Below are 26303 nucleotides of genomic sequence, written 5' to 3' on the forward strand. Positions count from 1 at the left end.
TCCCCAGCCTTCGGGTGTGGACCCTCGGGCGTTTGACCTTCGGGTATTGCTTACTTCTTCTCGACCGCGTGGCCGCCGAACTGGTTCCGCAGCGCGGCGATCATCTTCATCTGCGGCGAGTCGTCCTGCCGGGACGCGAACCGCGCGAAGAGGGAGGCCGTGATCGCGGGCAGCGGCACCGCATTGTCGATCGCCGCCTCCACAGTCCAGCGTCCCTCACCGGAGTCCTGTGCATAACCCCGGAGCCCGTCCAGGTGCTCGTCGTCGTCGAGCGCGTTGACGGCCAGGTCGAGCAGCCAGGAGCGGATGACCGTGCCCTCCTGCCAGGAGCGGAATACCTCGCGGACGTTCTCCACGGAGTCGACCTTCTCCAGCAGCTCCCAGCCCTCGGCGTAGGCCTGCATCATGGCGTACTCGATGCCGTTGTGGACCATCTTCGCGAAGTGGCCCGCACCCACCTTGCCGGCGTGCACGGCGCCGAAGTCGCCCTCGGGCTTGAGGGCGTCGAAGACCGGCTGCACCTTGGCGACGTTCTCCGCGTCGCCGCCGTACATCAGCGCGTAGCCGTTCTCCAGCCCCCACACGCCGCCGGAGACGCCGCAGTCGACGAAGCCTATGCCCTTGGCCGCCAGCTCCTCGGCGTGCTTCTCGTCGTCCGTCCAGCGGGAGTTGCCGCCGTCCACGACGACGTCGCCGGGCTCCAGCAGCTCGCCGAGCCGGTCGACGGTGGCCTGGGTGGCCTCGCCGGCCGGGACCATCACCCACACCACACGCGGGGCGCTGAGCTTGCCCACAAGCTCTTCCAGGCTGTGGACGTCGGCGAGGTCCGGATTGCGGTCGTATCCGACGACGGTGTGGCCCGCGCGGCGGATCCGCTCGCGCATGTTGCCGCCCATCTTGCCGAGGCCGACGAGACCGAGCTCCATCAGTTGCGTTCCTTAGGTGTGCGAGGTGGCAAGGCGGCACCTCCGAACCCGCCGGATGCGTGCCGCGGCACTTTCGTACCCGCGTCGAGCCTAAACCCGGACGCCCGTGCACAGTTGTGGGCATACGCGCTCAGACGTATGCCCCCACCTGCGGATTCGTCCCCATCCTGTGGACAGCCGCCGCCGGCGCCACCGGCCGGCGGGCGACGGCCGGTGGGCTCAGCCGCTCAGTCGCACCGGCATGATCAGGTACTTGTAGGCCTCGTCCGCCTCGGCGTCCACCGCGGGCTTGCCGCTCAGCAGCGCCGGCTTGGTGGACGTCGTGAAGGACAGCTGGGCCACCGGGGAGTCGATCGCGCTCAGACCGTCGAGCAGGAAGGTCGGGTTGAAGGCGATCGAGATGTCGTCGCCCTCCAGCTGGGCGTCGACCCGCTCCACAGCCTGTGCGTCGTCGCTGGAACCGGCCTCCAGGATGAGCACCCCCTGCTCGAAGCTGAGCCGCACCGGGGTGTTGCGCTCGGCGACCAGGGCCACGCGCTTGACGGCCTCCACGAACGGAGCGGTCTCGATCACGGCGACGCTGTTGAACTCCGTCGGGAACAGCGTCTTGTACTTCGGGAGGTCGCCCTCCAGCAGACGCGTCGTCGTCCGGCGGCCCGCGCCCTCGAAACCGATCAGGCCCTCGCCCGCGCCCGAGCCGGACAGCGCCAGGATCACCTGGTCACCGCTGGTCAGCGCCTTGGCGGTGTCCTGGAGCGTCTTGGCGGGCACCAGGGCGACCGCGGAGATGTCCGGGTTCTCCGGCTTCCACAGGAACTCGCGGACCGCGAAGCGGTAGCGGTCGGTGGAGGCCAGCGTGACGGAGTCGCCCTCGATCTCGATGCGCACACCGGTCAGGACGGGCAGCGTGTCGTCGCGGCCCGCGGCGATGGCCACCTGCTGCACGGCCGAGGCGAAGACCTCGCCGGGAACCGTGCCGGTCGCCTCCGGCATCTGCGGCAGCGCCGGGTACTCCTCCACCGGCAGGGTGTGGAGGGTGAACCGCGAGGAGCCACAGACCACCGTCGCCCGTACACCGTCTGTGGAAATCTCCACCGGCCGGTTGGGCAGGGCACGGGAGATGTCGGCGAGCAGGCGGCCCGAGACGAGGACCGTGCCCTCCTCCTCGATCTCCGCCTCCACGGACACCCGCGCCGAGACCTCGTAGTCGAAGCCCGACAGGCTCAGCTGTCCCTCCTCGGCCTTCAGCAGCAGGCCCGCGAGGACCGGCGCCGGCGGACGGGCCGGGAGGCTGCGAGCCGCCCAGGCCACTGCCTCCGCGAGTACGTCGCGTTCCACCCGGATCTTCACTGTTGCCGCCTCCTGCTGTTGCCGGCGCTGCTCGCCCTGCTTCGCCTTCGTCGTCTGACCGGTGTCGTCCGCCGCTGTGAGGGGCAGAACACCGGGGACCAGTCTGACGCACCGCACTGACAGTAGGTGCCGTTCGGGGTCAAGTCGTGACGAGGGGCGGTCGGGCTCGAGAGGGCGAGTTGTGCACAGGACCCGCTTCGAAACGAATTCCGCTCTCTCTCTAGTCGTCAGTAGTAGTAGGGCCTGTGGATACCGTGGATAACCCTGTTTGCCCAGGTCAGAGCAGGAATTTTGTCCACGGGGCCTGTGGGCGGAGCCCGTGGACAACCGGGCCCTTCTGTGGAGAACGGAAAGTTCTGCACACACCGTGCACAGGGAGAGGCGACTTCTCCCCAGACCCGTCCCCAGCTTTACCCACGTTTCCCACAGCCCAACCAGGCAGCCTCGTGTGACGCCTTTCACTCGACGCGGTGACGGGGCGCGTCGCGTTGCCGAACAGTGGACAGCCATGTGGAGAAGCTGGGGATCGCTGGGGACAACCGGCCCCAGCCTGTGGGTTGCCCGTGGACAACTGAATGCACAGCCTGTGGATCATTCCGTCGTCCACAACCTGTGGAGATCGTTCGTCCACGAATCCACAGGGAGCTGACCTGCCCTGATGATCTCTCACCCACCCGGCCTGTGGACGGGATCGGGACAACTTCCCAGTCCCCAAGGTGTGGACGGAAAAAACTGGCCCAATCTGTGGAGGACGGCCGTAACCCGGCAGGTATTCGAACAGGGGACAGGACGTCCGTACGAGCCGGTGGGAGCCCGAGGAGCGTCCCGAGGAGGCCTCGGGCGGCTCCCGGGAGGCACCGGGAGGCACCAAAGGGGCTCTGGAAAGGCGAGGAGGGAAGCGACGGAGAGAAGCCTGAGGGAAGCCGAGGGAAGCCGAGGGAAGCCGAGGGGCATGCGAAAGGCGCCTCCGGAAGCCTCGGAGGCGCCTTCGCGGCCGGCGTCGGCGGCCGGGCCGTCAGCCGTTCTTGATGCGGTTGGTCAGCTCGGTCACCTGGTTGTAGATCGAGCGCCGCTCGGCCATCAGATTGCGGATCTTGCGGTCGGCATGCATCACCGTGGTGTGGTCCCGGCCGCCGAACAGCGCACCGATCTTGGGCAGTGAGAGGTCCGTCAGCTCGCGGCACAGGTACATGGCGATCTGCCGGGCCGTCACGAGCTGGCGACCGCGCGAGCTGCCGCACAGGTCCTCCACCGTGAGGCCGAAGTAGTCGGCGGTCTCGCTCATGATGGCCGTCGAGGTGATCTCCGGCGTGGAGTCCTCACCACCGGGGATCAGATCCTTGAGGACGATCTCGGTGAGGCCCAGGTCGACCGGCTGCCGGTTGAGCGACGCGAACGCCGTCACCCGGATCAGGGCGCCCTCCAGCTCGCGGATGTTGCGCGAGATCCGCGAGGCGATGAACTCCAGCACCTCCGGCGGGGCGTTGAGCTGCTCCTGGACCGCCTTCTTGCGCAGGATCGCGATGCGCGTCTCCAGTTCGGGCGGCTGGACGTCGGTGATCAGTCCCCACTCGAAGCGGTTGCGGAGCCGGTCCTCCAGCGTCACCAGCTGCTTGGGCGGCCGGTCGCTGGAGAGCACGATCTGCTTGTTGGCGTTGTGGAGGGTGTTGAAGGTGTGGAAGAACTCCTCCTGCGTCGACTCCTTGTCCGCGAGGAACTGGATGTCGTCGACGAGCAGGATGTCCATCTCGCGGTAGCGCTTGCGGAAGCTGTCTCCCTTGCCGTCGCGGATGGAGTTGATGAACTCGTTGGTGAACTCCTCCGAGCTCACGTAGCGCACGCGCGTGCCGGGGTAGAGGCTGCGCGCGTAGTGCCCGATGGCATGCAGGAGGTGGGTCTTGCCGAGCCCCGACTCCCCGTAGATGAAGAGGGGGTTGTAGGCCTTCGCGGGTGCCTCCGCGACCGCGACGGCCGCCGCGTGGGCGAAGCGGTTGGAGGCGCCGATGACGAAGGTGTCGAAGAGGTACTTCGGGTTGAGGCGCGCGGTGGGCTCGCCGGGGCCGGTCGCCGGAGCCGGCTGTGCGGCCAGCGGTCCGGGAGCCCCGGTGGCGGGACCGGGGCCCACGGGGCCGCCGCGGTGGACGTGTCCGGAACCCGCCGGGGGCTCGGGCAGGTCCCGGCGGGGGCCGCGCTGGTCGTACTCGCCGCGCTGCTGTTCGTAGTCGTTTCGCTGCTTGTCGTAGTCGCCGCGTGGACCGTCGTACTCGCCACGGGACTGCTCGTAGTCGGCGCGGGGCTTGTCGTAGTCGCCGCGGGCCTGTTCGTACTCACCGCGGGACTGCTCGTACTCACCGCGCGGAGAGTCGTACGCCGGGCGTTCCGGCGGCTGCGGCCGGTAGTCCTGCTGCTGGTACGGGGCGTGGGCGTCGTGGGAGTACGGCGGTGGCGGGGGCTCCTGGCCGTACGGCTCCTGCGACGGGGAGGCGTAGGGGTCCCGTTCCGGGAAGCCGAGTCGCTGCTGCTGCCAGCCGTAGTCCTCCTGCTGGGCCGGCCGGGGCCAGGAGCCGGGCTCGGGGCGCTGGTACTCCTGCGGGTAGGCGGGCCGGGCGGTCGGGAGCTGGTCGGCGCGGCCCCTGTCGTAGCCCTCGTACCCGTCGCGGTAGTCCTCGCGGCCGCCATGGCCGGGCGCGGGGAGCTCGGGCTCCTCGTAGCGGGGCTGGGGGCGGGCCGGCGGCGCCTGTGGAGCAGGCCCGGCGGGTTCGCCCGCGGTGTCGTCGACGGTGATCGCGATGCGGATGGGGCGGCCGCATTCGCGGCTCAGCGTCTCGCTGACGACCGGGGCCAGGCGGCCCTCCAGTACGCCCTTCGCAAATTCGTTCGGTACGGCGAGCAGGGCGGTGTCGGCGACCAGCGCGAGCGGCTGGCAGCGCCGGATCCAGTGCTCGTCCTTCGACTCGACGCCCTGCCCGCGGCCTTCTCCGAGGAGTTGCTCCAGTACGCGTGGCCACACTGCGGCAAGATCGGCAGGTACGTCAGCCACAGGGCACGCTCTCTCACGAGTCCCTCGAACGTGTGATTCGGGGACGGGTCGGGATGAAACTCGAGTGGGGCAGGGATAAGGGAACGAATCGGAGTTCCGTCACGGTAGTCAGCGCGGCGGGTAGGGTTCAAGTTGTTGTCCCCAGCCTGTGGACAAGTGTCTCCCGGTCACCGCTGGTTTGACCGAATGGCGCAGTCGCACGTACCGTAACCAGGTCGAGTTGTCGATGGCTGCTGCCGCCTGCCTCCGATGGGCACAGGTCACGTCCAAGGTGATCGAAAAGCGGTGCACTCGGGCGTAACGCGAGCTACTCGTGGGCGCACGGTGACAGCCAGGACGGCACCCCGCCAACACCCGATTCTTTCTGGAGCCCCCGAGTGAGCAAGCGCACCTTCCAGCCGAACAACCGTCGCCGCGCGAAGACCCACGGCTTCCGGCTGCGTATGCGTACCCGTGCCGGCCGCGCGATTCTCGCGACCCGCCGCAGCAAGGGTCGCGCCCGTCTGTCCGCCTGATCCCGATCAGGTCATGACGTCGTGCTGCCCACCGAGAACCGGCTGAGGCGGCGCGAGGACTTCGCGACCGCGGTACGACGAGGCCGCCGGGCCGGCCGTCCGGCCCTCGTCGTCCACCTTCGAAGCGGTGCCACGGACCCGCACGCGCCTGGGGAGAGCGCTCCCCCGACACGTGCGGGTTTCGTCGTGAGCAAAGCCGTGGGAGGTGCGGTCGTGCGCAACAAGGTGAAGCGCAGGCTTCGCCATCTGATGCGCGACCGGATCGACCTGTTGCCCCCCGGTAGCCTGGTAGTCGTACGAGCGCTGCCCGGTGCGGGTGACGCCGACCATGCACAGCTGGCCCGAGACCTGGACGCCGCCCTGGCGCGGCTACTGGGAGGGGGCGCGCGATGAAGTACCCGCTGCTGGCTCTGATCAAGCTCTACCAGTGGACGATCAGTCCGCTGCTGGGGCCGGTCTGCAAGTACTACCCGTCGTGTTCCCACTACGGCTACACGGCCATCGACCGGCACGGAGCCGTCAAGGGCACGGCACTCACCGCCTGGCGCATCCTGCGGTGCAACCCGTGGTCGCCGGGCGGCGTGGACCATGTTCCGCCGCGCAAGCGCCCGCGGTGGCACGAAATGCTGCGTGCCGCCTGGCGGGCACGCAAGGGCGGGACCTCCGCCGCCGAACCGGCCACCGAGGGACGGCCCGCTCACCCGAGCCCGTCCGAGCCTTCGAGCCCGGCCGCAGAGACCTCGCCCCATGCCCAAGGAGCATGATTAGTGGACACGATTGCCAGCCTCTTCAGCTTTATCACCTGGCCCGTCTCCTGGGTCATCGTCCAGTTCCACACGGTGTACGGGGCGATCTTCGGACCTGACACCGGATGGGCCTGGGGCCTGTCCATCGTGTCCCTGGTGATCCTCATCCGCATCTGCCTGATCCCGCTCTTCGTGAAGCAGATCAAGGCGACGCGCGGGATGCAGACGCTCCAGCCGGAGATGAAGAAGATCCAGGAGCGCTACAAGAACGACAAGCAGCGTCAGTCCGAAGAGATGATGAAGCTGTACAAGGAGACGGGTACCAACCCGCTCTCCTCGTGCCTTCCCATCCTGGCGCAGTCCCCGTTCTTCTTCGCCCTGTACCACGTGCTCAACGGCATCGCGTCCGGCGACACCATCGGGGCGGTCAACCAGAGCCTGCTGGAGAGCGCTCAGAAGGCCCACATCTTCGGGGCCCCGCTGGCCTCCAAGTTCTTCAGCAGCGAGAGCGACGTCGCCGCCCTCAACGCCTCCCTCACCGACGTCCGGGTCGTCACCGCGATCATGATCGTGCTGATGTCGGCCTCGCAGTTCTTCACCCAGCGCCAGCTGATGACGAAGAACGTCGACACCACCGTGAAGACGCCGTTCATGCAGCAGCAGAAGATGCTGATGTACGTCTTCCCGGTCATGTTCGCCGTCTTCGGTGTGAACTTCCCCGTCGGTGTCCTCGTCTACTGGCTGACCACCAACGTGTGGACCATGGGCCAGCAGATGTACGTCATCCGCAACAACCCGACGCCGGGCTCCAAGGCACAGGCCGCCTACCTGGAGCGGCTGCACAAGAGCGTCACCGAGCACGGCAAGACCCGTGGCCGGGGCCAGAGGGCCATCGTGAAGGCGATCGTGGCCAAGGGCCGGGACCGCAACGAGGCCGAGCGGAAGTTCATCAACGGTCTGAACAAGGCGGGCATGGCCGCTCAGGCCGACGGCAACGTCGTGAAGAGCGAGGCCGCCGTGGCCGCCCAGAGCGCGGACGGCTCGACCGTGACCACCACGGGGCAGCCCAAGCGTCAGCAGCCCAAGCGGCAGACCAAGTCCCAGCGCCAGGCCAAGCCCGCCGGTGAGGCCGAGCCGAAGACGTCGCTGACCAAGTCGGACGAGCCGCAGGACGCCAAGCCGGCGGGCAAGCCTGCCGCCGGTGCCAAGAAGCCGGCTCAGAAGTCCGGCGGCGGTGGCCGCAGCAAGGCCCAGTCCGGACAGCGCAAGGGCCCGCAGCGGCCCAAGTCCCCGTCGAAGAAGTAAGAAGGAGCCCATCCCGTGACGGAAGGCACCACCTCCGCCGCTGCCGAGGGTGCAGACACCCTGACCCGCCTCGAGCAGGAGGGCGAGATCGCGGCGGACTACCTGGAGGGTCTGCTCGACATCGCCGACCTCGACGGCGACATCGACATGGACGTCGAGGCCGACCGTGCCTCCGTGTCGATCATCAGCGACAGCGGCAGCCGCGATCTGCAGAAGCTGGTCGGCCGGGACGGTGAGGTGCTGGAGGCTCTGCAGGAGCTGACGCGCCTCGCGGTGCACCGGGAGACCGGGGACCGCAGTCGGCTCATGCTCGACATCGCGGGTTACCGGGCGGGCAAGCGCGCCGAGCTGTCCGAGCTGGGCGCCAAGGCCGCGGCCGAGGTCAAGAGCAGCGGTGAGTCCGTGCGGCTCGAGCCGATGACGCCCTTCGAGCGCAAGGTCGTGCATGACGCGGTCAAGGCCGCGGGGCTCCGCAGTGAGTCCGAGGGCGAGGAGCCGGAGCGCTTCGTCGTCGTGCTCCCTGCCTGATCGGCTCCCCCTCGTTCTCCGGCCCCGTCTGTTGCGCAGACGGGGCCGAATTTTGTCAGCCTGATAGTTCTGGTGGTTCTGGCACCGGCGCCCTCCGCGCCGGTGCCGTACGGAAGGACGGTCCCCGTGTCGGAGGCAGCGGAGCTCCCCCCTGTACCCGAGCAGGCACGTGATGTGTTCGGTGATCGCTACGCGGACGCGGTCCGCTACGCGGAACTGCTCGCCGAGGCGGGGGTGAAGCGCGGCCTGATCGGTCCGCGTGAAGTGCCCCGTCTCTGGGAGCGGCACCTGCTGAACTGCGCCGTGCTCTCGGAGGTCGTGCCCGAGGGAGTGACGGTGTGCGACGTCGGCTCGGGTGCCGGCCTGCCAGGGATCCCCTTGGCATTGGTACGGGACGACCTGAAGATCACCCTTCTCGAGCCGCTGCTGCGTCGTACGAACTTCCTCACCGAGGTCGTGGAGCTGCTGGGCCTGGACCATGTCACCGTGGTGCGGGGCCGGGCCGAGGAGGTCATGGGCAAGCTGCCGCCGGTGCATGTGGTGACGGCCCGGGCCGTCGCTCCATTGGACCGTCTCGCCACCTGGGGCATCCCGCTGCTGCGCCCGTACGGTGAGATGCTCGCGCTCAAGGGCGACACGGCCGAGGAGGAACTGAAGGCGGCGACTGCGGCGCTGAGCAAGCTCGGAGCGGAGGAGACGTCCATCCTCCACGTCGGTGAGGGCGTCGTGGAACCCATGTCCACCGTGGTGCGCGTCGAGGTCGGCGAGAGCCCTGGTGGTGTGCGGTTCGCCGCCAAGCGAGCCAAGGCCGCACGGACCGGGCGAACGCGTCGGCGTCGCGGATAGCTCCGACGGTCCGCCGTACTCCACACAAGCTGCCCTGCTCACGCATGCCGGAGTGTCGCGGCCGTTCGGCTTGGGCCGCGCTGCATCGTGTTTCACGTGAAACGTCGCTCACTGCTGCACGGCATCATCAGTCGCGGCCGCGCCGCGTCCGACCCACGTGAACGGAAGCCTCTCGGGTCGCTCGGAGAGAGCGCGGAGTTGTCCACAGAGGTGGATTTCTCCACAGAAGACCGGGCCTCACTGGTTCATGACCCCGAAGGCATGGGAGGCTCTGTTCATTGCGAGCCTGAAGTCGAGGAGAGTGAATCCTTGCGGTCCGACGCCAATATCGCGGGGCCGATGACCGATCCGGTCCCCGGTCCCCGTACCGAGTCGATGGGGGCGGATGTTTCACGTGAAACACCGCCTCCGATGGACGACACTCCGATCGGTCGTGCTGCCCAGCTGGCGGTGGAGGCTCTCGGCCGCGCCGGTGAGGGGCTGCCGCGACCCGAGCAGACTCGGATCATGGTCGTAGCAAACCAGAAGGGCGGTGTGGGCAAGACGACGACGACCGTCAATCTTGCCGCGTCGCTCGCCCTGCACGGCGCGCGAGTCCTGGTCGTCGATCTCGATCCCCAGGGCAACGCCTCCACCGCACTGGGTGTCGACCATCACGCCGAGGTGCCGTCCATCTACGACGTGCTGGTCGAGAGCCGACCGCTCTCGGAAGTGGTCCAGCCGGTCCCCGATGTCGAGGGCTTGTTCTGCGCGCCCGCCACGATCGATCTCGCCGGTGCGGAGATCGAACTGGTCTCTCTGGTCGCACGTGAGAGTCGGCTCCAGCGGGCGATCACGGCGTATGAACAGCCGCTGGACTACATCCTCATCGACTGTCCGCCCTCGCTCGGCCTGCTGACGGTCAACGCGCTCGTCGCCGGCCAGGAGGTACTGATCCCGATCCAGTGCGAGTACTACGCGCTGGAGGGACTGGGGCAGCTGCTGCGCAACGTCGACCTGGTGCGAGGGCACCTCAACCCCACGCTGCATGTGTCGACGATCCTCCTCACCATGTACGACGGTCGGACGCGGCTTGCGTCCCAGGTCGCGGACGAGGTGCGCAGCCACTTCGGCGAGGAGGTGCTGCGGACGAGCATTCCCCGCTCGGTCCGCATCTCCGAGGCCCCGAGCTACGGGCAGACGGTACTGACTTACGATCCAGGATCAAGCGGAGCGCTTTCCTATCTGGAGGCGGCCCGTGAGATCGCGCTGAAGGGTGTGGGCGTCAACTATGACGCGACGCATGCCCATGCCGGCGCTCAGAATGATCAGAGCATGGTGGAGGGGATCCAGTGAGTGAGCGACGGAGGGGGCTGGGCCGCGGTCTTGGTGCACTGATCCCCAACGCCCCGACCGAGAAGTCGGTTGCCTCGGCGGCATTGGGGGCTGCGGCTCCCGCGTCCCCGGGTGCGATGCCTCTGCTGCCGAGCGAACGCGGGGTGGCTGCGGCGAAGGTGGCCACGCTGCCGCATGTTTCACGTGAAACGGAGGAGTCGACGGCACCCCAGGGCGCCGAAGGACTTCGCCCGCCCCTGGGAGCACACTTCGCCGAAGTACCTCTCGACGCCATCACGCCGAACCCGAAGCAGCCGCGCAAGGACTTCGACGACGACGCGCTGGCCGAGCTTGTCACCTCCATCAGGGAGGTGGGTCTGCTCCAGCCGGTTGTCGTGCGGCCGACGGAGCCCGGGCGTTATGAGCTCATCATGGGCGAGCGCCGTTTCCGGGCCTGCCGAGAGCTGGAGCTGGATGCCATTCCGGCGATCGTACGGGCGACGGAGGACGAGCAGCTCCTCCTGGACGCTCTCTTGGAGAACTTGCACCGCGCTCAGCTGAACCCGCTGGAGGAGGCGTTCGCCTACGACCAGCTGCTGAAGGACTTCAACTGCACGCACGACCAACTGGCGGACCGTATTGGTCGGTCCCGCCCGCAGGTGTCCAACACGCTGCGTCTGCTGAAGCTCTCCCCGAAGGTGCAGAACCGGGTCGCAGCAGGAGTGCTCTCCGCGGGGCACGCGCGAGCGTTGCTTTCTGTCGACGATCCGGAAGAGCAGGACAGGCTGGCCCATCGCATCGTGGCCGAAGGGCTCTCCGTGCGGTCGGTCGAGGAGATCGTGACCCTGATGGGTTCCCGGCCGCAGAAGCCTCAGCGAGCCAAGGGCCCACGGGCCGGTTCTCTGGTGTCTCCGGCACTCTCGGACCTGGCGTCGCGGCTTTCGGACCGCTTCGAGACGCGTGTGAAGGTCGACCTGGGACAGAAGAAGGGCAAGATCACCGTGGAGTTCGCCTCCATGGATGACCTGGAGCGGATCCTCGGCAGCCTGGCCCCGGGTGAAGGTCCCGTGCTTCAGAAGGGTCTCCTGGAGGACAAGGACGCCGACGTCGAATCCTGATGTCGGGGCTACGGAGCGCTCGGCGCGCTCAGTGGTCCTTGGAGAGCCTCAAGGGCGGGCCGTGTCCGGTGGATACCGGAACACGGCCCGCCCTTTGCTTTGCGTCGGTGTCGAGGCCATCGCATCGTGGATACGATGCGACCGGGATGGCATCGTCACCTGGCAGTACCTCTGAGCGGAAGGCAGGGGCCGTGCGAACGATGAGCCGCACCGAACTGGTGAGCGCGGGCTTGGGGCTGGGCGCGGTCGGTGGGTTCATCGGCAGCCTGCTCAGGGAACGGAGCGCTCTGACAGCCGCCCGCGACGCGGCAGGCGAAGGAAGCGAGGAACAGCCTTCATGGGGCGCCGGCTCGTACCGCTCACGCTGGACAACCTTCAGGACCTTCCCCAGCGCTGTCGCTCGTGCGTCTTCTGGGAACTGGACCCCGTCAGCGGCGAGGCCGCGGTAGAGGCGGGCACACCCGCTCTGGAGAAGGAGTCCTGGATTTCCGCCGTCCTGCTGGACTGGGGGTCGTGCGGCCGGGTGGTCTATGTCGATGACGTGCCGGTTGGCTACGTTCTCTACGCGCCGCCGGCGTATGTACCGCGCTCGGCGGCATTCCCCACCAGTCCGGTCTCCTCGGACGCGGTCCAGCTGATGACCGGCTTCGTGATCCCGGGGTATCAGGGTCAGGGGCTGGGCCGGGTGATGGTCCAGACGGTCGCCAAGGACCTTCTGCGCCGGGGCTTCAAGGCGATCGAGGCGTTCGGAGATGCTCGCTGGAAGGAGCCTGCCTGTCTTCTGCCGGCAGACCATCTGTTGGCGGTGGGCTTCAAGACGGTCCGGCCGCATCCCCGTCACCCACGGTTGCGACTGGATCTTCGGTCCACGCTCTCCTGGAAGGAAGACGTGGAGATGGCACTGGACCGCCTGCTTGGCGCAGTTCAGAAGGAACCGGTGTTGCGTCCGCTGTAGTGAGGTACGGAAAGCTGTTGTAAGCAGAATGGGCCGACCCGCTCGGGTCGGCCCATTCGTGTTTCACGTGAAACGTGTGTCGGCGATCGTCAGCCGACGATCGTCAGTCGGCGATGAAGGCCTCGAGGTCGCGGACGATCGCGGCCTTCGGCTTGGCGCCGACGATGGTCTTGGCGACCTCGCCGCCCTGGTAGACGTTCAGGGTGGGGATGGACATGACGCCGTACTTGGCAGCCGTACCCGGGTTCTCGTCGATGTTCAGCTTGACGATTTCGATCTTGTCACCGTACTCGGCGGCGATCGCCTCGAGGGACGGCGCGATCTGGCGGCACGGACCGCACCAGGCGGCCCAGAAGTCCACCAGGACGGGCTTGTCGTTCTTGAGGACGTCCTGCTCGAAGGAAGCGTCGGTCACATGCTTCAGGGTGCCGGCCACGGCGGGCTCCTTAACTGAGTCGTGCGGGGGATGGGGTGGTCAGACGGCGGTCTTCTCGGGCTCCGCCTTGTCCTCGTCGCTGAGCGCGGCGAGGTAGCGCTCGGCGTCGAGAGCGGCGGAGCAGCCGGTGCCCGCGGCGGTGATCGCCTGGCGGTAGGTGTGGTCGACCACGTCACCGGCGCCGAAGACACCCGTCAGGTTGGTGCGGGTCGAGGGTGCCTCGACCTTCAGGTAGCCCTCCGGGTCCAGGTCCAGCTGGCCCTTGAAGAGCTCGGTGCGCGGGTCGTGGCCAATCGCGATGAACAGGCCGGTCACCGGGAGGTCCGAGAGCTCGCCGGTCTTGACGTTGCGCAGCTTCAGGCCCGAGAGCTTCTGGTCGCCCTGGACCTCGGCGACCTCGCTGTCCCAGACGAACGTGATCTTGGGGTCGGCGAAGGCACGCTCCTGCATCGCCTTGGAGGCGCGCAGGGTGTCGCGGCGGTGGACGATCGTCACGGACTTCGCGAAGCGGGAGAGGAACGTGGCCTCCTCCATCGCGGTGTCACCGCCACCGATCACGGCGATGTCCTGGTCCTTGAAGAAGAAGCCGTCACAGGTCGCGCACCAGGAGACACCACGGCCGGACAGCGCGTCCTCGTTCGGCAGGCCGAGCTTGCGGTGCTGGGAGCCGGTGGTGACGATGACGGCCTTGGCGCGGTGGACCGTGCCTGCGGTGTCGGTGACGGTCTTGATCTCACCACTGAGATCGACGGCCACGACATCGTCCGGGATCAGCTCGGCGCCGAAGCGCTCCGCCTGGGCCCGCATGTTGTCCATGAGCTCGGGGCCCATGATGCCGTCCTGGAAGCCGGGGAAGTTCTCGACCTCGGTGGTGTTCATCAAGGCTCCGCCCGCGGTGACGGCACCCTCGAACACCAGCGGCTTCAGCGACGCTCGCGCGGTGTAGAGCGCCGCCGTGTAGCCGGCGGGCCCGGAGCCGATGATGATCACGTTTCGGACGTCGCTCACGGCTTCATTCCTCGTCTCTGGACTGCGTCTTCAGGGCCGGGTGGAGCTGCACTCGGAACTCTCACCCCACCTAACGGATCCTACGGGGCGCGCATTCCCGCTGTGTCCGGGCACACGGCGACAGGGCCGGGCCGTCCGAGGGCGACGAAGCCGGACCGCTACGAACGCGCGTAGGAGTGCTTCAGAAGGATCTTGCCCTTGCCGATCGTGGGCTGTTTCACGCACGCCGACTCGACGATGTAGGCGGTGACCCGTGTGTCGTTGGCGGCGTCGGGCAGCACCACCAGCAGGGCTTCCTTGCCCTTGTAGACGCCCTCCTCCGTGGCGATCGCCGGGTCGTCGCGCCCGATGCCCCTTTGGATGCACTCGGGGACGGTCGGCTGCTTGAAGACGTGGTTTTCGGAGGTCGCGCCACCGTTCTCGGACTCCATGCCGAAGCTGCGCGGTGTGCGCGACTCCTTCTGGGCGCTTCCGTCCGCGACGAGGCCGGTGACCTTGTCCTTGAGGTGCCCCTCGGAGAAGGTGTCCGCGAGCGCGGTCTGCTGCTCGTGGGCGGTGTCGTCGGAGGAGCTCCCCCCGTTCAGGGAGGACACGATGACCGAGCCGAGTCCGATGGCGGCAGCCGCGGTCACGGCGCTGAGGACAGCGATCCTGCGTCGCCCGCCTCTCCGACGGTCCTTGCGACCGGGACCGGTGGAGGAGGGGCGGGCGTGACCAGTGGGCCGGTCGACCGCTGCCGATGTTTCACGTGAAACATGCGTGGTGCCGGAGACACTCGGCAGTGGCTCGGCTGCCAGGGCGGCGTCGATACGGGCAGCCACGTCGTCCGGCATGCGTTCCGGGGCGGGCAGGCTGCCGAGCAATCCCCGGATCTCGTCCAGTGAGGCGTAGACGTCCGCGCAGAGCTCGCAGTCGGCCAGATGCTGCCGTACGTCGGTGGTCCGTGCACTGGGGAGGAGACCTTCGGCGAGGTCGGAGAGCTCCGTGGTGTCCGGGTGCTCGGTCATGTCTGTCGTCGACGACGTCACGCTCGTCCACCTCCGCCCTTCACTGCGGCTGAATCGCTCGGTCCTGTCTCCGGCGGACCCGCACGCTGCGGCCCCGCTGCGGGTGGGACGGATGCCCCCTGCGTCCGGTTCCGCTCCGCGTCCGGTTCCCTCTTCTTCTCGCTGCCGTCAGGCCGGAGGTGGGTGAGTAGCGGCAGAAGCCTGGCTCTGCCCCTGGCACACCGGCTCTTGATCGTCCCGCTCGGTACGTCGAGGATGCGGGCGGCCTCGGCGACGGGGTAGCCCTGCATGTCCACCAGGACGAGAGCGGCTCGCTGGTCGGCCGGCAGGGTACCCAGGGCCTCCAGCAGCTGACGGTGCAGATCATTGCGCTCGGCGGGTGCGGAGGCCGACTCGTGCGGCTCCAGGAGCTGCTCCAGGCGCTCGGTGTCGTCGACGGGTGCGGTTTTCCTCGACGCGGCCTTGCGGGCACGGTCCAGACAGGCGTTCACCGTGATCCGGTGCAGCCAGGTCGTGACGGCTGCCTGCCCGCGGAAGGTGTGCGCGGCCCGGTAGGCGGAGACGAGAGCGTCCTGGACGGCGTCGGCCGCCTCCTCGCGATCCCCCAGCGTCCGCAGGGCCACCGCCCAGAGCCGGTCGCGGTGACGGCGTACGACCTCACCGAAGGCATCGGGGTCGCCCTCGACATGGCGGGCGAGGAGGTCCTGATCGCTGATGCCGCTGTAGGCGGTGTCATCTGCCATCGGGCCTCCTCCCCCTACCCTCCGAGGGCCTTCAGCCCTTGAACGTCACGTCGGTGATCGCCTGCTTGTAGCCGGCGCCGCTGTAGCCGTCGGACGGAGCGTTCGGCACGTCGGTCATCCACAGGAGGACGTACCGCGTCTTGACGGGCTTCGATGCCTTGGCAGTGAGCGAGGTGCCGGTCGTGGTGGCGCTCGCGATCTCCTTCATACCGTCGACCCCTGTCGAGGGCGACAGGCCGTCGGTGGCGTAGAGATGCACGGTCGTGTGATCACCGGTGTACCGGAGCCCCACCGACGCTGTCGAGACGTCCTGCGGCGAACCGAGGTCGTAGACGATGCCGACTCCGGGCTTGTACGGCGCGAGCTTCGGGCCTTCGTTGTACTTCTTCGTGCGCCAGAAGGTGGAGGCGTCGCCGTCGTAGGTGTTGGCGACGTCCCCCGGGGCCTGGGCTCCGCCGCTGGCGACATACTCCTGGGCTTCCCGCACACTGATCGGCTTGGCCGGCTTGGTCCGCTCGTCGTTCTTGTCGTTGCCGTCCGTCGTCTGGGTCTGGTTCTGGTCGTCGGCCTTGCCGCCCCGTTCCATGAGGGCGTCCGCCAACTGCCAGCTGCCGAGGCCGAGCGCGGCGATCAGCAGGGCCGAGACGCTCCACTTGAGGGCCTTGCCGGTACGGCTCTGGAGCGGGGGCGGCGGCGTCGGCACGGGCTGGGTGACACCCGGGAGCGGTGCCGGGCGGCCGTACGCGCCCTGCTGGTAGGCCGTGCGCTGGTACTGGGGTGGAGCGGTGTACGCAGGCTCCGGCGGGCGGATGCGCGGCATCTCGCCGATCGCCTTCACCAGCTCCTCCGGCGTCGTGCACGGGGACTCGTGGCGGGAGGCGGTGGCGCCGTCGTTGGCGAGCGCCCGCATGGCCAGTTCGGACAGGCCGCGGTGGACGCCGGCCCGCACCTGGTCCGGGGGGATCAGGCCGATGTCCTTGGGCAGTCCCGCCAGACCGTGCGCGTCGCTCTCGTACGGCCACCGTTGGGTGAGCGTGGCGTACAGAAGGGCGCCGATGGCCTCGGTGTCGGTGCGCTGCGGAGTGTCGGAACTGATGCCGCGCAGCGCGGCGTTGACGGCGAGTCCGCGGATGCGCCACTGGCCCGTCGACGTACGCAGCACCGCGTTGGGGCTCAGGCGCAGATGGGCCAGGCCTTCGCGGTGTGCGGCCGCCATGGCCGACGCCACCTGACTGACCATCTGATAGGCGTCGTAGGCATCCAGCGGTCCGGAGGCGAGGAGCGCGGTCAGCTCGGTGGCGTCGGGAAGCCACTCGTGGACGACGTAGACGAGGTCGTTGTCCTCGACGGCGTCCAGTACCTGGACGAATCGGGGGTCGCCGAGGAGGGCGGAGGAACGTGCCGCGGCCAGCACGGAGCGGGCTCGCGGGTGGTCCGCCGGAAGGAGGTGGACTCCGACGGCTCGGCGCAGCTTCTCGTCGACGGCCCGCCAACTGCTGAAGCCGTCCAGACGGGTGACGCATTCCTCGAGGCGGTAGCGTCTGGCGAGCTTGTGCCCGCTGTGCAGTTCGGGAGGCGAGGGCTTGCCGGATTCCTCGCTCGTGGGGCTCCCCTGTGCCTCGTCGCTGTCCGTGTCCCGCTCCCGGTTGTTGGCCACCCCGTCGGCCGTGGACTGGTCCGCCTGTGCGGTCAGCGGCTCGTCACCGCTGTTGTCTGCCACGTCGACGGCAGCTGTGCTCCGTTCCGCCACCGTCGTTCCTGCCTCCCCATTCCGTGCGCGTCGGCCGACTCCCGATCCGCGCGTCCGACGCCGAACCCAATTGTGCCCACAGTCCGCCGCTATGCACGACACACAGCGGCGGACGATGGTTGTGCGCCTACCCCGGGTCTCAGCGTCCCAGGCGTCCGCGCACCATCCCGACCAGAGAGTTGACTTCCTCGATGCGCATCTTGCGGGCGGCGACGAAGAAGACGCCGAACAGGAGCAGTCCGCCGGCGATCAGCGCGGCGAACGATCCCACGACGCCCTGGCCGAGCGCCTGGCTGATCGCGTAGCAGGCGGCGCCGCCGAGCAGGGCTGCCGGTACGGACGCGATGCACAGCCGGGCGTACGTGCGCAGCACCCGGGCGCCGTCCAGGTCACCACCGAGCCGCTTGCGCAGCCTGCGCCAGGCGACGCCCACGCCGATCACGTAGGCCAGGCCGTAGGAGGCGGCCATGCCGACCACGGCCCAGCGGGAGGGCAGCAGGAGGTAACACAGACCCGAGGCGGCGGCGTTGACCACGGCCACGATGACGGTGTTGTAGAACGGCGTCCGGGTGTCCTCGTAGGCGTAGAAGGCGCGCAGGACGACGTACTGCACGGAGTACGGGATGAGGCCGAGGCCGAAGGCCATCAGTATGTAGCCCATGTTGGTGGCCGCGCCCGTGCCCGAGGAGCCGAAGATCAACGTGCACATCGGGATGCCGAGCGCCACGAAGCCGAAGGAGACCGGCACGATGGCGACGGCCGTGGTGCGCAGGCCCTGGGAGATGTCGTCGCGGACCGCTCCCCCGTCTTCCTCGGCCGCCGAGCGGGAGATACGCGGCAGCAGGGCCGCCATCAGGGAGACGGTGATGATGGCTTGCGGCAGTCCCCAGATGAGCTGGGCGTTGGCGTAGGCGCTGTAACCGGTGCCGGCGAGGTCGGTGTCGGTGACCGACGCCGTGGCGAGCTGGATGACGACGAGGGCGCCCGCCTGGTTGGCGAGGACGAACAGGATGGTCCACTTGGCGAGCATCGCGGCCTTGCCGAGGCCGTGCCCCCTCCAGTCGAACCGCAGCCGCAGCCTGAACCCGGTCTCGCGGAGGTAGGGGATCATCGCCAGGGCCTGGACGACGAGGCCGAGCAGGATGCCGACGCCGAGGAGCTGCTTGCCCTCTTCCGGGATGGTCGCGACCGTCATCCCGGAGTCCGCGGCGGTGCCGTAGACATAGAGGAACATGCCGAGGGTGACGATGATGACGATGTTGTTCAGGACCGGGGTCCACATCATCGCGCCGAAGCGTCCACGGGCGTTGAGAACCTGCCCCATCACTACGTGGACGCCCATGAAGAAGATGGACGGCAGGAAGTACCGGGTGAAGGTGATGGCCGTCTCGTTGGCCGCGGGGTCCGACGCCACCGGGTTCGACAGTGCGCGAACCAGCAGAGGGGCCGCCAGCATGCCCAACACGGTGAGCACGCCCAGAGCCACCATGACGAGGGTGAGGAGCCGGTTGGCGTAGGCCTCGCCACCGTCGTCGTCGTCCTTCATGGCCCGTACGAGCTGGGGGACGAAGACCGAGTTGAGGCCGCCGCCGACGGTGAGGATGTAAATCATCGTCGGCAGTTGGTAGGCGATCTGGAAGGACTCGCCCAGCAGCGCGAGGCCCAGGGCCGACACGATCATCGCTGACCGCACGAACCCGGTCAGCCGCGAAACCATCGTGCCCGCCGCCATCACGGCGCTCGACTTCAGCAGGCCGCCCGCACGCCCGCCCTTCTTGGGCGCGGCGGCCGGCGGCGCCGCGGGGGCGGGCTCGGGCTCCTGGAGGGGGGCCTCGGCCGCCTCAGGGGTGGGCGCCACCGCGTACTGGCCCGGCGCGGGTGCCGCGTGCTGGCCGGGCGCCGGAGTGGGGCCGCCGTACTGGCCGTGCGCGGGAGCGTTGCCGTACGGGTCGGGCCCTTGGTGCCCGCCGTACTGTCCCGGAGCCGGTGTGGTGCCGTACTGCCCCGGTCCCGCCGTCCCGCCGTACGGGGCCGGAGCCGGGGCGGGTACGGCCGCCTGGTCGTTGTACGAGGGGTGGCCGCCGCCCTGCTGCTGGTCGCGGAAGAGGTGTGCGAAGGCGTCGGGCTCGTGACGCTGGTCACCGGCCTGGCCGACCAGGTCGTCCACGCCGACGAACTGGGTGGTCCGCGGGTCGTCGCCGTACGGCAGGTACTGCGTCGGGCCCTCCGGTTCGGGGGCCGGGGTCGGGGCCCAGAGACGGGGGTCGGGGGCGTGGGGCGACTGGGGAGGCTGGGAGTACAGCGGCTGCTGCGGCGGGTACGTGCCCTGGGGCGGCGGGGGATGCGCGGCGCGGTCGTAGAGCGCCTCGGACACCGGGTCCTGGGCGGAGAGGTCCTGCGCCCGGTAGGGGTCCTGGTCGTAGGCGTCCTGGAGGTACATGTCCGCGGGCGCCTGCGGCGGCGTCCGGCCGGGGTCCGGCGGCGGGCCCTGGGGGTGACCCGAGCCGTCCGCGGCCTGACCGCGGTCACCGTCGTACGGCGCGTTCATGGTTACCCCACCTCATCGTCCCGGGCCGACCGGCCACGACATCCTCAACGGTCCACTCTCTCACCCGTGCCGGACGGGTCGGCGCTTTCCGTTGCGGTGTCCGGTGTCGGGTCACTCGGCTGCTCCGGGTCGCCTGCCCGGGCCGGTGCCTCGGACTCCTGTGTGTGACGTGCTTCGGGGGTTTCCGGGTTCTCCGGGTCGTCCTCGGAGTTCTCCGCCGCCTCCGACTTCTCCCCGGACTCGGTCTCCTCGTCCGTCTCCTCGTCGGCCTTCTCGGCGGCGCGGGCCGCGGCGCGCTTGCGCTGCGTGTACATCCGGAAGCCGGCGAGGACGAGCAGCAGGACACCGCCGCCGATGACGAGCATCACGGTGGCCGTGATCTCGGTGACCTTCACGTCGAAGGTGACGGCCTTGCCGTAGGGCCGCCCGTCCTGCGTGTACAGCTGGGCGATCACGGTGGCCCGGCCGTTGGCGTTGGCCGACGTGGTGAACTTCACCGACTGGCTGTGGCCGCCGGAGACCGAGATCGGCTGCTCCTGGTAGCGGGCGCCGCCGATCTCCAGGCGCGTCGGGTTGGTCGAGGTGAGCCGGAGGACCAGGGGGCCGACGTCCTGCACCAGGTTGTTCTGGACCGTCACCGGGATCGTGGCGCTGCGGCCGGAGAGCTTCGTCTCCGACTTGTCGATCAGCCTGACCCGGCCCGACAGGCTGTCGAGGTAGGACTTCACCCCGTCGCGGAACGACTTCGCCTCGGCGGCCCGGCCGCGCCACGACACGGACATCTCCCGGTTCAGGGCACGTCCGAAGGGGGTCACCACCCGGGACGGGTCCGAGAGCACGACCTTGAAGCTGTCCAGGGCGTCCTGCGTCCGCGCGCTTTCCACGAAGGCCGACCGGGGCAGCTCCTTCTTGCGCAGCCCGGACGGGTAGGAGGAGGTGCCCGGCACCTTGGTGGCGGCGTCCGGGTCCGGCTTGGCGGCGGAGGCAGCGGACAGCTTCTGGGACTGGGACCAGGTGCCGCTCTGGAGGGCCCGCAGCGCCTCGGCCATCGCGCGGGCCTGGCTGCCGGAGGGCATCCGCTGCGGGGCGATGACGACGCTGCGCTGCTTGTCGGTCTGGAGGCCCAGGCCGAGGCTCTGGGCGAGGAAGCGCTGCACGGCGAGCGTGGAGGCGGACGCCGTCGTGAGGTCGCCCTCGAACGCCGTGGAGAGCCGGGCGTCGGCCACGACGGCCGTGGTGCCGCCACCGATGGGACGGGCGGCCGAGGGGGTGTAGGGCAGGCCTTCGGTCTCCCGGAGGGAGTCGCTGCGGGCGATCACCTTGTCGGCGCCCGCGGAGGTGGCGACCTTGACGATCGACCGGTCGACGGCGCCGTCCACGGGCCAGGCGAAGTCGGTGTTCGGCTTCACGTGGAGGATCGGCTCGACGGTGTTGCCGATGACGTCCGTCGCTTCCTTGAGCTGACTCAGGGAGCCGGTGACGTCCGTGCCGTTGTGGGCCAGGGAGGCCAGGTCGGGGTCGGCGAAGGGGAGGGCGACGACCTCCTCGTCGGCCACCGCGTCCTGCAGGTCGGCCAGCCACTGCTTGGCGATCGCCTGGTGGGTGCCGGCGACGGTGTTGTCCCCGTCCCGGACGCGGTAGCTGCCGGTCATCGCGTCGACGGAGGCCAGCAGGTCCGGATCGACCACCCAGGTGACGTCGAGATCCTTGCCCAGCGTCACCATCTGGTTCAGACGGCCGCCGGGAGAGATCTCCTTCGCCAGGTCGTCGTTGAGGAAGACCGGTGTCTGCTCCTCGTTCGGCCCCGTCTCGGCGGCCATGTGCGTCGTCGAGACGAGAGGCCACAGCGCCGTGGTCTTGGTTTTGGTGTCGGCCCCGTCGGGCTGCCACGGCAGGAAGGTCCGCTGGATGCCGAGGATCTGTTCCCACGGCTGTGCGGAGGTCTCACCGGACAGCGAGACGGCGAATTCGTAGACGCCGTCGTCGCCGAGGTTGAGATCGTCGACCGGGACGGAGATGTTGAAGTGCTCGGCGACGCCGGGGGTGAGCTTGGAGAACTTCTCGGTGTACTTGTCGTCGATCTCCGGAGAGACGGAGCCCTGGAGATCGTCGCTGTCCTTGGCGATCGCGTCGACGGACGACCGGGTGTCGATCTGCGGTCCCACGCGCAGGCCCACATGGGCGTCGGTGACGGTCTGCTTGCCCTTGTTCGTCACAGTGCCCGACACGGTCACCGTGTCCCCGTCGGTCGGTGCCGAGGGGGTGAGCGAGTCCACGGCGACGGCCACCGAGCCCGAGTCCGAGTCGGCCAGGGCGGCGGCCGCCCCCTCGGCGTGCGCCGAACCGGCGGCGGGCAGCTGGACCAGGCCGGCCAGCAGCGGCGCCCCGGCGAGCAGTGCCGTGGTGCGCCGGAGCCACCGGCGGGCAGGTGAGGGACTGGTCCCCTGGAAGTCTGCCGCCTCGGCCACGCGCTCGCCCGTCCCTCGTCGTGATCAGTGGTCGTCGGAATGTGCGTCCACGCATGGTAACGATGTGCGCCGAGGGGAAGTGCCGCGGCGTATGCCACAAGATCCGCAGCCGGGGCGGGCTTCCCTCTTTGTGCGCCTATAAAGGGAGCGGTACGAAAGCGGGGGATTCCGCGCCCGATGAATGGGGGCGCCTGTCTCCGTCCGGGCCACGTACCCTGTTCTGTTGTGCCGAACGCCAACGAAGTCAGCCCCAGTGTCCTGAACCAGGAGCAGCACCGCGCGGTGAACGAGCCGCTGCGGGTCGCCCCCGTAGCCGACGATCTCGCCCGCCGCTTTCAGGAGGCCGGGTTCTCGCTCGCCCTGGTCGGCGGGTCGGTCCGGGACGCCTTGCTCGGGCGGCTCGGCAACGACCTGGACTTCACGACGGACGCCCGTCCCCAGGACGTACTCAAGATCATGCGCCCCTGGGCGGACGCGGTCTGGGAGGTCGGGATCGCCTTCGGCACGGTCGGCGGGCAGAAGGACGGCTGGCAGATCGAGGTCACCACCTACCGGTCGGAGGCGTACGACCGCACCTCGCGCAAGCCCGAGGTGTCCTACGGCGACTCCATCGAGGAGGACCTCGTCCGGCGCGACTTCACGGTGAACGCGATGGCCGTCGCGCTCCCGGAGAAGGTGTTCATCGACCCGCACGGTGGGCTCGACGACCTCGCGGCCGGCGTGCTGCGTACTCCGGGTACTCCCGAGGACTCCTTCTCGGACGATCCGCTGCGGATGATGCGAGCCGCGCGCTTCGCCGCGCAGCTTGACTTCGAGGTGGCCCCGGAGGTCGTCAAGGCCATGCGGGACATGGCCGGACGCATCGACATCGTCTCGGCCGAGCGGGTCAGGGACGAGCTGAACAAGCTCATCCTCTCGTCGCACCCGCGCAAGGGACTGACCCTGCTGGTGGAGACCGGCCTCGCCGAGCGGGTCCTGCCCGAGCTGCCGGCGCTGCGGCTGGAGCGTGACGAGCACCACCGGCACAAGGACGTCTACGACCACACGCTCATCGTCCTGGAGCAGGCGATGGCCCTGGAGAGCGAGGGCCCTGACCTGACCCTGCGCCTGGCCGCCCTGCTGCACGACATCGGCAAGCCGCGCACCCGTCGCTTCGAGAAGGACGGCAGGGTCTCGTTCCACCACCACGAGGTGGTCGGGGCGAAGATGACGAAGAAGCGCATGCTCGCGCTCAAGTACTCCAATGAGCTGGTGAAGGACGTCTCGCGCCTGGTCGAGCTGCACCTGCGCTTCCACGGTTACGGCACGGGCGAGTGGACGGACTCCGCGGTCCGCCGCTATGTCCGGGACGCGGGACCGCTGCTCGATCGGCTCCACAAGCTGACGAGGTCGGACTGCACGACGCGCAACAAGCGCAAGGCGTCGGCCCTCTCTCGCGCGTACGACGGTCTGGAGGAGCGGATCGCGCAGCTTCAGGAGCAGGAGGAGCTGGACGCGATCCGCCCGGATCTGGACGGCAACCAGATCATGGAGATCCTCGGAATCCGGCCCGGGCCGGCCGTCGGGCAGGCCTACAAGCACCTGCTGGAGCTCCGTCTGGAGAACGGGCCGATGGGGCATGACGCGGCGGTGGAGGCCCTGAAGGAATGGTGGGCCCAGCACCCGGCGAGCGCATGAGAACGGGCGGCACGTTTCACGTGAAACGTGCCGCCCGCCGGGGTCACGTTTCACGTGAAACATGCCCGTGAGGTTGAGGTGATCCTCGCGCTCAGACGTCGCCGAGGCAGAGCAGGAACTCTTCCCCGTCGCCCGTCTCGGCGTAGAAGCCGGTGGCTCCGTCGACCTTCCGGCACTCGGTCTCGGCGGTCAGCGACGTGAAGTGGCCCTTCACCTTCGAGAGAACCTTGCCCTCGGCCTCCGACGACGAGCAGTCCACGACCTCCATGCGGTCCGAGGACGACGACGCGGACTTCAGGCAGTCACCCACGCCGGCCTGGTCGGCGTCGTCCCGGCTGGCGATGTAGCCGCCGACCGCGACGCCGACGACGATCACCGCGATGACGATGTTCTTGATCGTCTTGAAGCTCGGCTTGCGACGGGCCGGCTGCGGCGGCACGGGGGCGTACGGAGCACCCTGCTGCGGAAACCCGGGCTGGCCCGCCTGCTGCGGGAAGCCCTGCTGGCCCTGGGCGTAGGGGTTCTGCCCCTGAGGCTGCTGCGGAGCCTGCGGCTGGTTCTGCGCGAACGGGTTGCCCTGAGGCGGCGGCTGGGTGGTCACTGGGGGTCCCCCTGGAATAGGTGCGTGTCGCGGACATGCCGCGAGATAAGACGCACGTAAGCTACCGGGTCCCACTGACAACTCTGTAGTCCAGTGGGGCTCTGTGTCACTGATGTGACACTTACCGGCTCTCAAACCGGGCCATAGCTGCCGCAACCACTCCGTAGACCACGGAGACCGTCACGACCAGCGGCACCGAGCGGCCGTCCGGCGGCAGCATGAGTGCGGCCACCCCGGCCGCGCCGACGAAGGCGACGTTGAACAGCACGTCGTAGACGGAGAAGATCCGGCCGCGGAAGGTGTCGTCGACCGCGGACTGCACAACCGTGTCGGTGGCGATCTTCGCCCCCTGGGTCGTCAGGCCGAGCACGAACGCGGCGGCGAGCAGGGGCGCGGTGGCGAACGGCAGGCCCAGCGCCGGCACCAGCACGGTGGCGATCCCGGCGCATACGGCCATCCAGCGGCCGGGGCCCAGCCGTCCCGCCGCCCAGGGGGTGACCACCGCGGCCGCGAAGAAGCCCGCCCCGGAAACGCCGAGCGCCAGTCCCAGCAGGGCGAGTCCCTCCTCCGTGTCCGAGGTCAGGGCGTACCGGCACAGCATCAGCAGCATGACCAGCAGGGCGCCGTAGCAGAACCGCATCAGCGTCATGCCGGCGAGTGCCCAGGCCGCTTCCCGGCGGGCGGGTGCGGCCAGATGGCGCACGCCCGCCACCAGGTCGCGGGCGGTGCCGGTGAGAGCCGAGGTCAGCCTCGGCGGAACACGTGCCGGGTCCGGGCCCAGCAGCGCCACGGCGATGCGCAGCGACGCCAGCGCGCCGCACAGATAGAGACCGGCACCGAGCAGCACCACGGCGGCGTCGGAGTCGGAGACCACGAGGCGCACGACGAACGCGAGTCCGCCGCCCGCCGTGGCGGCCAGGGTGCCGGCCGTCGGGGAGAGCGAGTTGGCGATCACCAGGCGCTCGGCGTCGACCACCCGGGGCAGCGCGGCCGACAGGCCCGCCAGGACGAAACGGTTGACGGCGGTGACGCACAGGGCCGATACGTAGAAGAGCCAGTCGGGGACGGAGGCGAGCATCAGCACCGCCGTCACCGAGGCCAGCACGGCGCGCAGCAGGTTGCCGTACAGGAAGACCTGGCGGCGTCGCCAGCGGTCCAGGAGGACACCGGCGAAGGGGCCCACCAGGGAGTAGGGGAGCAGCAGGACGGCCATGGCGGAGGCGATCGCGGCGGCCGAGGTCTGTTTCTCCGGGGAGAAGACGACGTAGGTGGCGAGCGCGACCTGATAGACGCCGTCGGCGCCCTGGGAGAGAAGGCGAACGGCGAGCAGGTGCCGAAACCCCTTCAGGCGCAGCAGGATGCGCAGGTCACGGACGACGGCCATGGAGCACAGCCTCACATATGGGAAAGGTCCCCGGGTCA

22 protein-coding genes are annotated in these 26303 nt (G+C 69.1%); 10 read left to right on the plus strand and 12 right to left on the minus strand.

The window, feature by feature from the left end; all coding sequences use genetic code 11:
- Positions 1 to 50: 50 nt before the first annotated feature.
- The 3 genes from gnd to dnaA all read right to left on the minus strand — a co-directional run bounded on the left by gnd (position 51) and on the right by dnaA (position 5316).
- Positions 51 to 926, minus strand: coding sequence for a phosphogluconate dehydrogenase (NAD(+)-dependent, decarboxylating) (gene gnd, locus NI25_RS19290; RefSeq protein ID WP_011029286.1), 876 nt, complete (start codon positions 924 to 926; stop codon positions 51 to 53).
- Positions 927 to 1145: 219 nt separating this feature from the next.
- The gene (gene dnaN, locus NI25_RS19295) at positions 1146 to 2276 is read right to left on the minus strand and encodes a DNA polymerase III subunit beta (protein ID WP_030403061.1); all 1131 of its coding nucleotides are present in this window, start codon (positions 2274 to 2276) and stop codon (positions 1146 to 1148) included.
- Between the two features lie 1015 nt (positions 2277 to 3291).
- Positions 3292 to 5316, minus strand: coding sequence for a chromosomal replication initiator protein DnaA (gene dnaA / locus NI25_RS19300; protein WP_061443636.1), 2025 nt, complete (start codon positions 5314 to 5316; stop codon positions 3292 to 3294).
- Positions 5317 to 5693: 377 nt separating this feature from the next.
- On the opposite strand from dnaA, the gene rpmH reads away from it, so the two are divergent.
- From rpmH to NI25_RS19345, 9 genes are all read left to right on the plus strand, one after another.
- Positions 5694 to 5831 (plus strand): 50S ribosomal protein L34, encoded by a 138-nt coding sequence (rpmH, locus tag NI25_RS19305; RefSeq protein WP_003975051.1) that lies wholly within the window; start codon positions 5694 to 5696, stop codon positions 5829 to 5831.
- 21 nt (positions 5832 to 5852) lie between these two features.
- Positions 5853 to 6224, plus strand: coding sequence for a ribonuclease P protein component (gene rnpA / locus NI25_RS19310; protein WP_061443637.1), 372 nt, complete (start codon positions 5853 to 5855; stop codon positions 6222 to 6224).
- A complete protein-coding gene (gene yidD / locus NI25_RS19315) occupies positions 6221 to 6595 on the plus strand; it encodes a membrane protein insertion efficiency factor YidD (protein ID WP_031039985.1) in 375 nt (124 codons plus the stop codon). Before rnpA ends, yidD begins: the two co-directional genes overlap by 4 nt.
- A 3-nt stretch (positions 6596 to 6598) precedes the next feature.
- On the plus strand, positions 6599 to 7882 hold the full coding sequence (gene yidC, locus NI25_RS19320; RefSeq protein ID WP_061443638.1) for a membrane protein insertase YidC: 1284 nt from the start codon (positions 6599 to 6601) through the stop codon (positions 7880 to 7882).
- Positions 7883 to 7897: 15 nt separating this feature from the next.
- A complete protein-coding gene (locus tag NI25_RS19325; protein ID WP_061443639.1) occupies positions 7898 to 8410 on the plus strand; it encodes a protein jag in 513 nt (170 codons plus the stop codon).
- A 126-nt stretch (positions 8411 to 8536) separates the two neighbouring features.
- The gene (gene rsmG, locus NI25_RS19330; RefSeq protein WP_061443640.1) at positions 8537 to 9256 is read left to right on the plus strand and encodes a 16S rRNA (guanine(527)-N(7))-methyltransferase RsmG; all 720 of its coding nucleotides are present in this window, start codon (positions 8537 to 8539) and stop codon (positions 9254 to 9256) included.
- 261 nt (positions 9257 to 9517) lie between these two features.
- Positions 9518 to 10591, plus strand: a complete 1074-nt coding sequence (locus NI25_RS19335; RefSeq protein ID WP_078884666.1) for a ParA family protein — start codon at positions 9518 to 9520, stop codon at positions 10589 to 10591.
- Positions 10588 to 11688, plus strand: a complete 1101-nt coding sequence (locus tag NI25_RS19340) for a ParB/RepB/Spo0J family partition protein (RefSeq protein ID WP_061443642.1) — start codon at positions 10588 to 10590, stop codon at positions 11686 to 11688. Before NI25_RS19335 ends, NI25_RS19340 begins: the two co-directional genes overlap by 4 nt.
- Positions 11689 to 12025: 337 nt before the next feature.
- Entirely contained in the window at positions 12026 to 12643 is a 618-nt protein-coding gene (locus tag NI25_RS19345; RefSeq protein ID WP_061443643.1) for a GNAT family N-acetyltransferase, read from the plus strand.
- A gap of 103 nt (positions 12644 to 12746) precedes the next feature.
- On the opposite strand, the gene trxA is transcribed toward NI25_RS19345, so the two are convergent.
- From trxA to NI25_RS19380, 7 genes are all read right to left on the minus strand, one after another.
- Positions 12747 to 13079 carry a thioredoxin gene (gene trxA / locus NI25_RS19350; protein WP_061443644.1) on the minus strand — a complete coding sequence of 111 codons (333 nt, stop codon included), beginning with the start codon at positions 13077 to 13079 and terminating at the stop codon, positions 12747 to 12749.
- A gap of 39 nt (positions 13080 to 13118) precedes the next feature.
- Positions 13119 to 14087, minus strand: coding sequence for a thioredoxin-disulfide reductase (gene trxB, locus NI25_RS19355; RefSeq protein ID WP_061443645.1), 969 nt, complete (start codon positions 14085 to 14087; stop codon positions 13119 to 13121).
- A 158-nt stretch (positions 14088 to 14245) separates the two neighbouring features.
- The gene (locus tag NI25_RS19360) at positions 14246 to 15094 is read right to left on the minus strand and encodes an anti-sigma factor family protein (protein ID WP_107071771.1); all 849 of its coding nucleotides are present in this window, start codon (positions 15092 to 15094) and stop codon (positions 14246 to 14248) included.
- A gap of 17 nt (positions 15095 to 15111) precedes the next feature.
- On the minus strand, positions 15112 to 15837 hold the full coding sequence (gene sigM / locus NI25_RS19365; protein WP_061443647.1) for an RNA polymerase sigma factor SigM: 726 nt from the start codon (positions 15835 to 15837) through the stop codon (positions 15112 to 15114).
- Between the two features lie 31 nt (positions 15838 to 15868).
- The gene (locus tag NI25_RS19370) at positions 15869 to 17587 is read right to left on the minus strand and encodes a protein kinase family protein (RefSeq protein WP_061443648.1); all 1719 of its coding nucleotides are present in this window, start codon (positions 17585 to 17587) and stop codon (positions 15869 to 15871) included.
- 139 nt (positions 17588 to 17726) lie between these two features.
- Entirely contained in the window at positions 17727 to 20135 is a 2409-nt protein-coding gene (gene murJ, locus NI25_RS19375; RefSeq protein ID WP_061443649.1) for a murein biosynthesis integral membrane protein MurJ, read from the minus strand.
- A 44-nt stretch (positions 20136 to 20179) separates the two neighbouring features.
- Complete coding sequence (locus NI25_RS19380) at positions 20180 to 22603, minus strand: DUF6049 family protein (RefSeq protein WP_061443650.1); 2424 nt, start codon at positions 22601 to 22603, stop codon at positions 20180 to 20182.
- Between the two features lie 225 nt (positions 22604 to 22828).
- On the opposite strand from NI25_RS19380, the gene NI25_RS19385 reads away from it, so the two are divergent.
- The gene (locus NI25_RS19385; RefSeq protein ID WP_061443651.1) at positions 22829 to 24280 is read left to right on the plus strand and encodes a CCA tRNA nucleotidyltransferase; all 1452 of its coding nucleotides are present in this window, start codon (positions 22829 to 22831) and stop codon (positions 24278 to 24280) included.
- A gap of 91 nt (positions 24281 to 24371) precedes the next feature.
- On the opposite strand, the gene NI25_RS19390 is transcribed toward NI25_RS19385, so the two are convergent.
- Both NI25_RS19390 and NI25_RS19395 read right to left on the minus strand, forming a co-directional pair.
- Positions 24372 to 24956, minus strand: a complete 585-nt coding sequence (locus tag NI25_RS19390) for an LppU/SCO3897 family protein (protein ID WP_061443652.1) — start codon at positions 24954 to 24956, stop codon at positions 24372 to 24374.
- A gap of 46 nt (positions 24957 to 25002) precedes the next feature.
- On the minus strand, positions 25003 to 26265 hold the full coding sequence (locus tag NI25_RS19395) for an MFS transporter (protein ID WP_061443653.1): 1263 nt from the start codon (positions 26263 to 26265) through the stop codon (positions 25003 to 25005).
- Positions 26266 to 26303: the final 38 nt, after the last annotated feature.

It is taken from the genome of Streptomyces sp. CCM_MD2014 (assembly GCF_000772045.1).
In the GTDB taxonomy this organism is placed as follows: domain Bacteria; phylum Actinomycetota; class Actinomycetes; order Streptomycetales; family Streptomycetaceae; genus Streptomyces; species Streptomyces salinarius.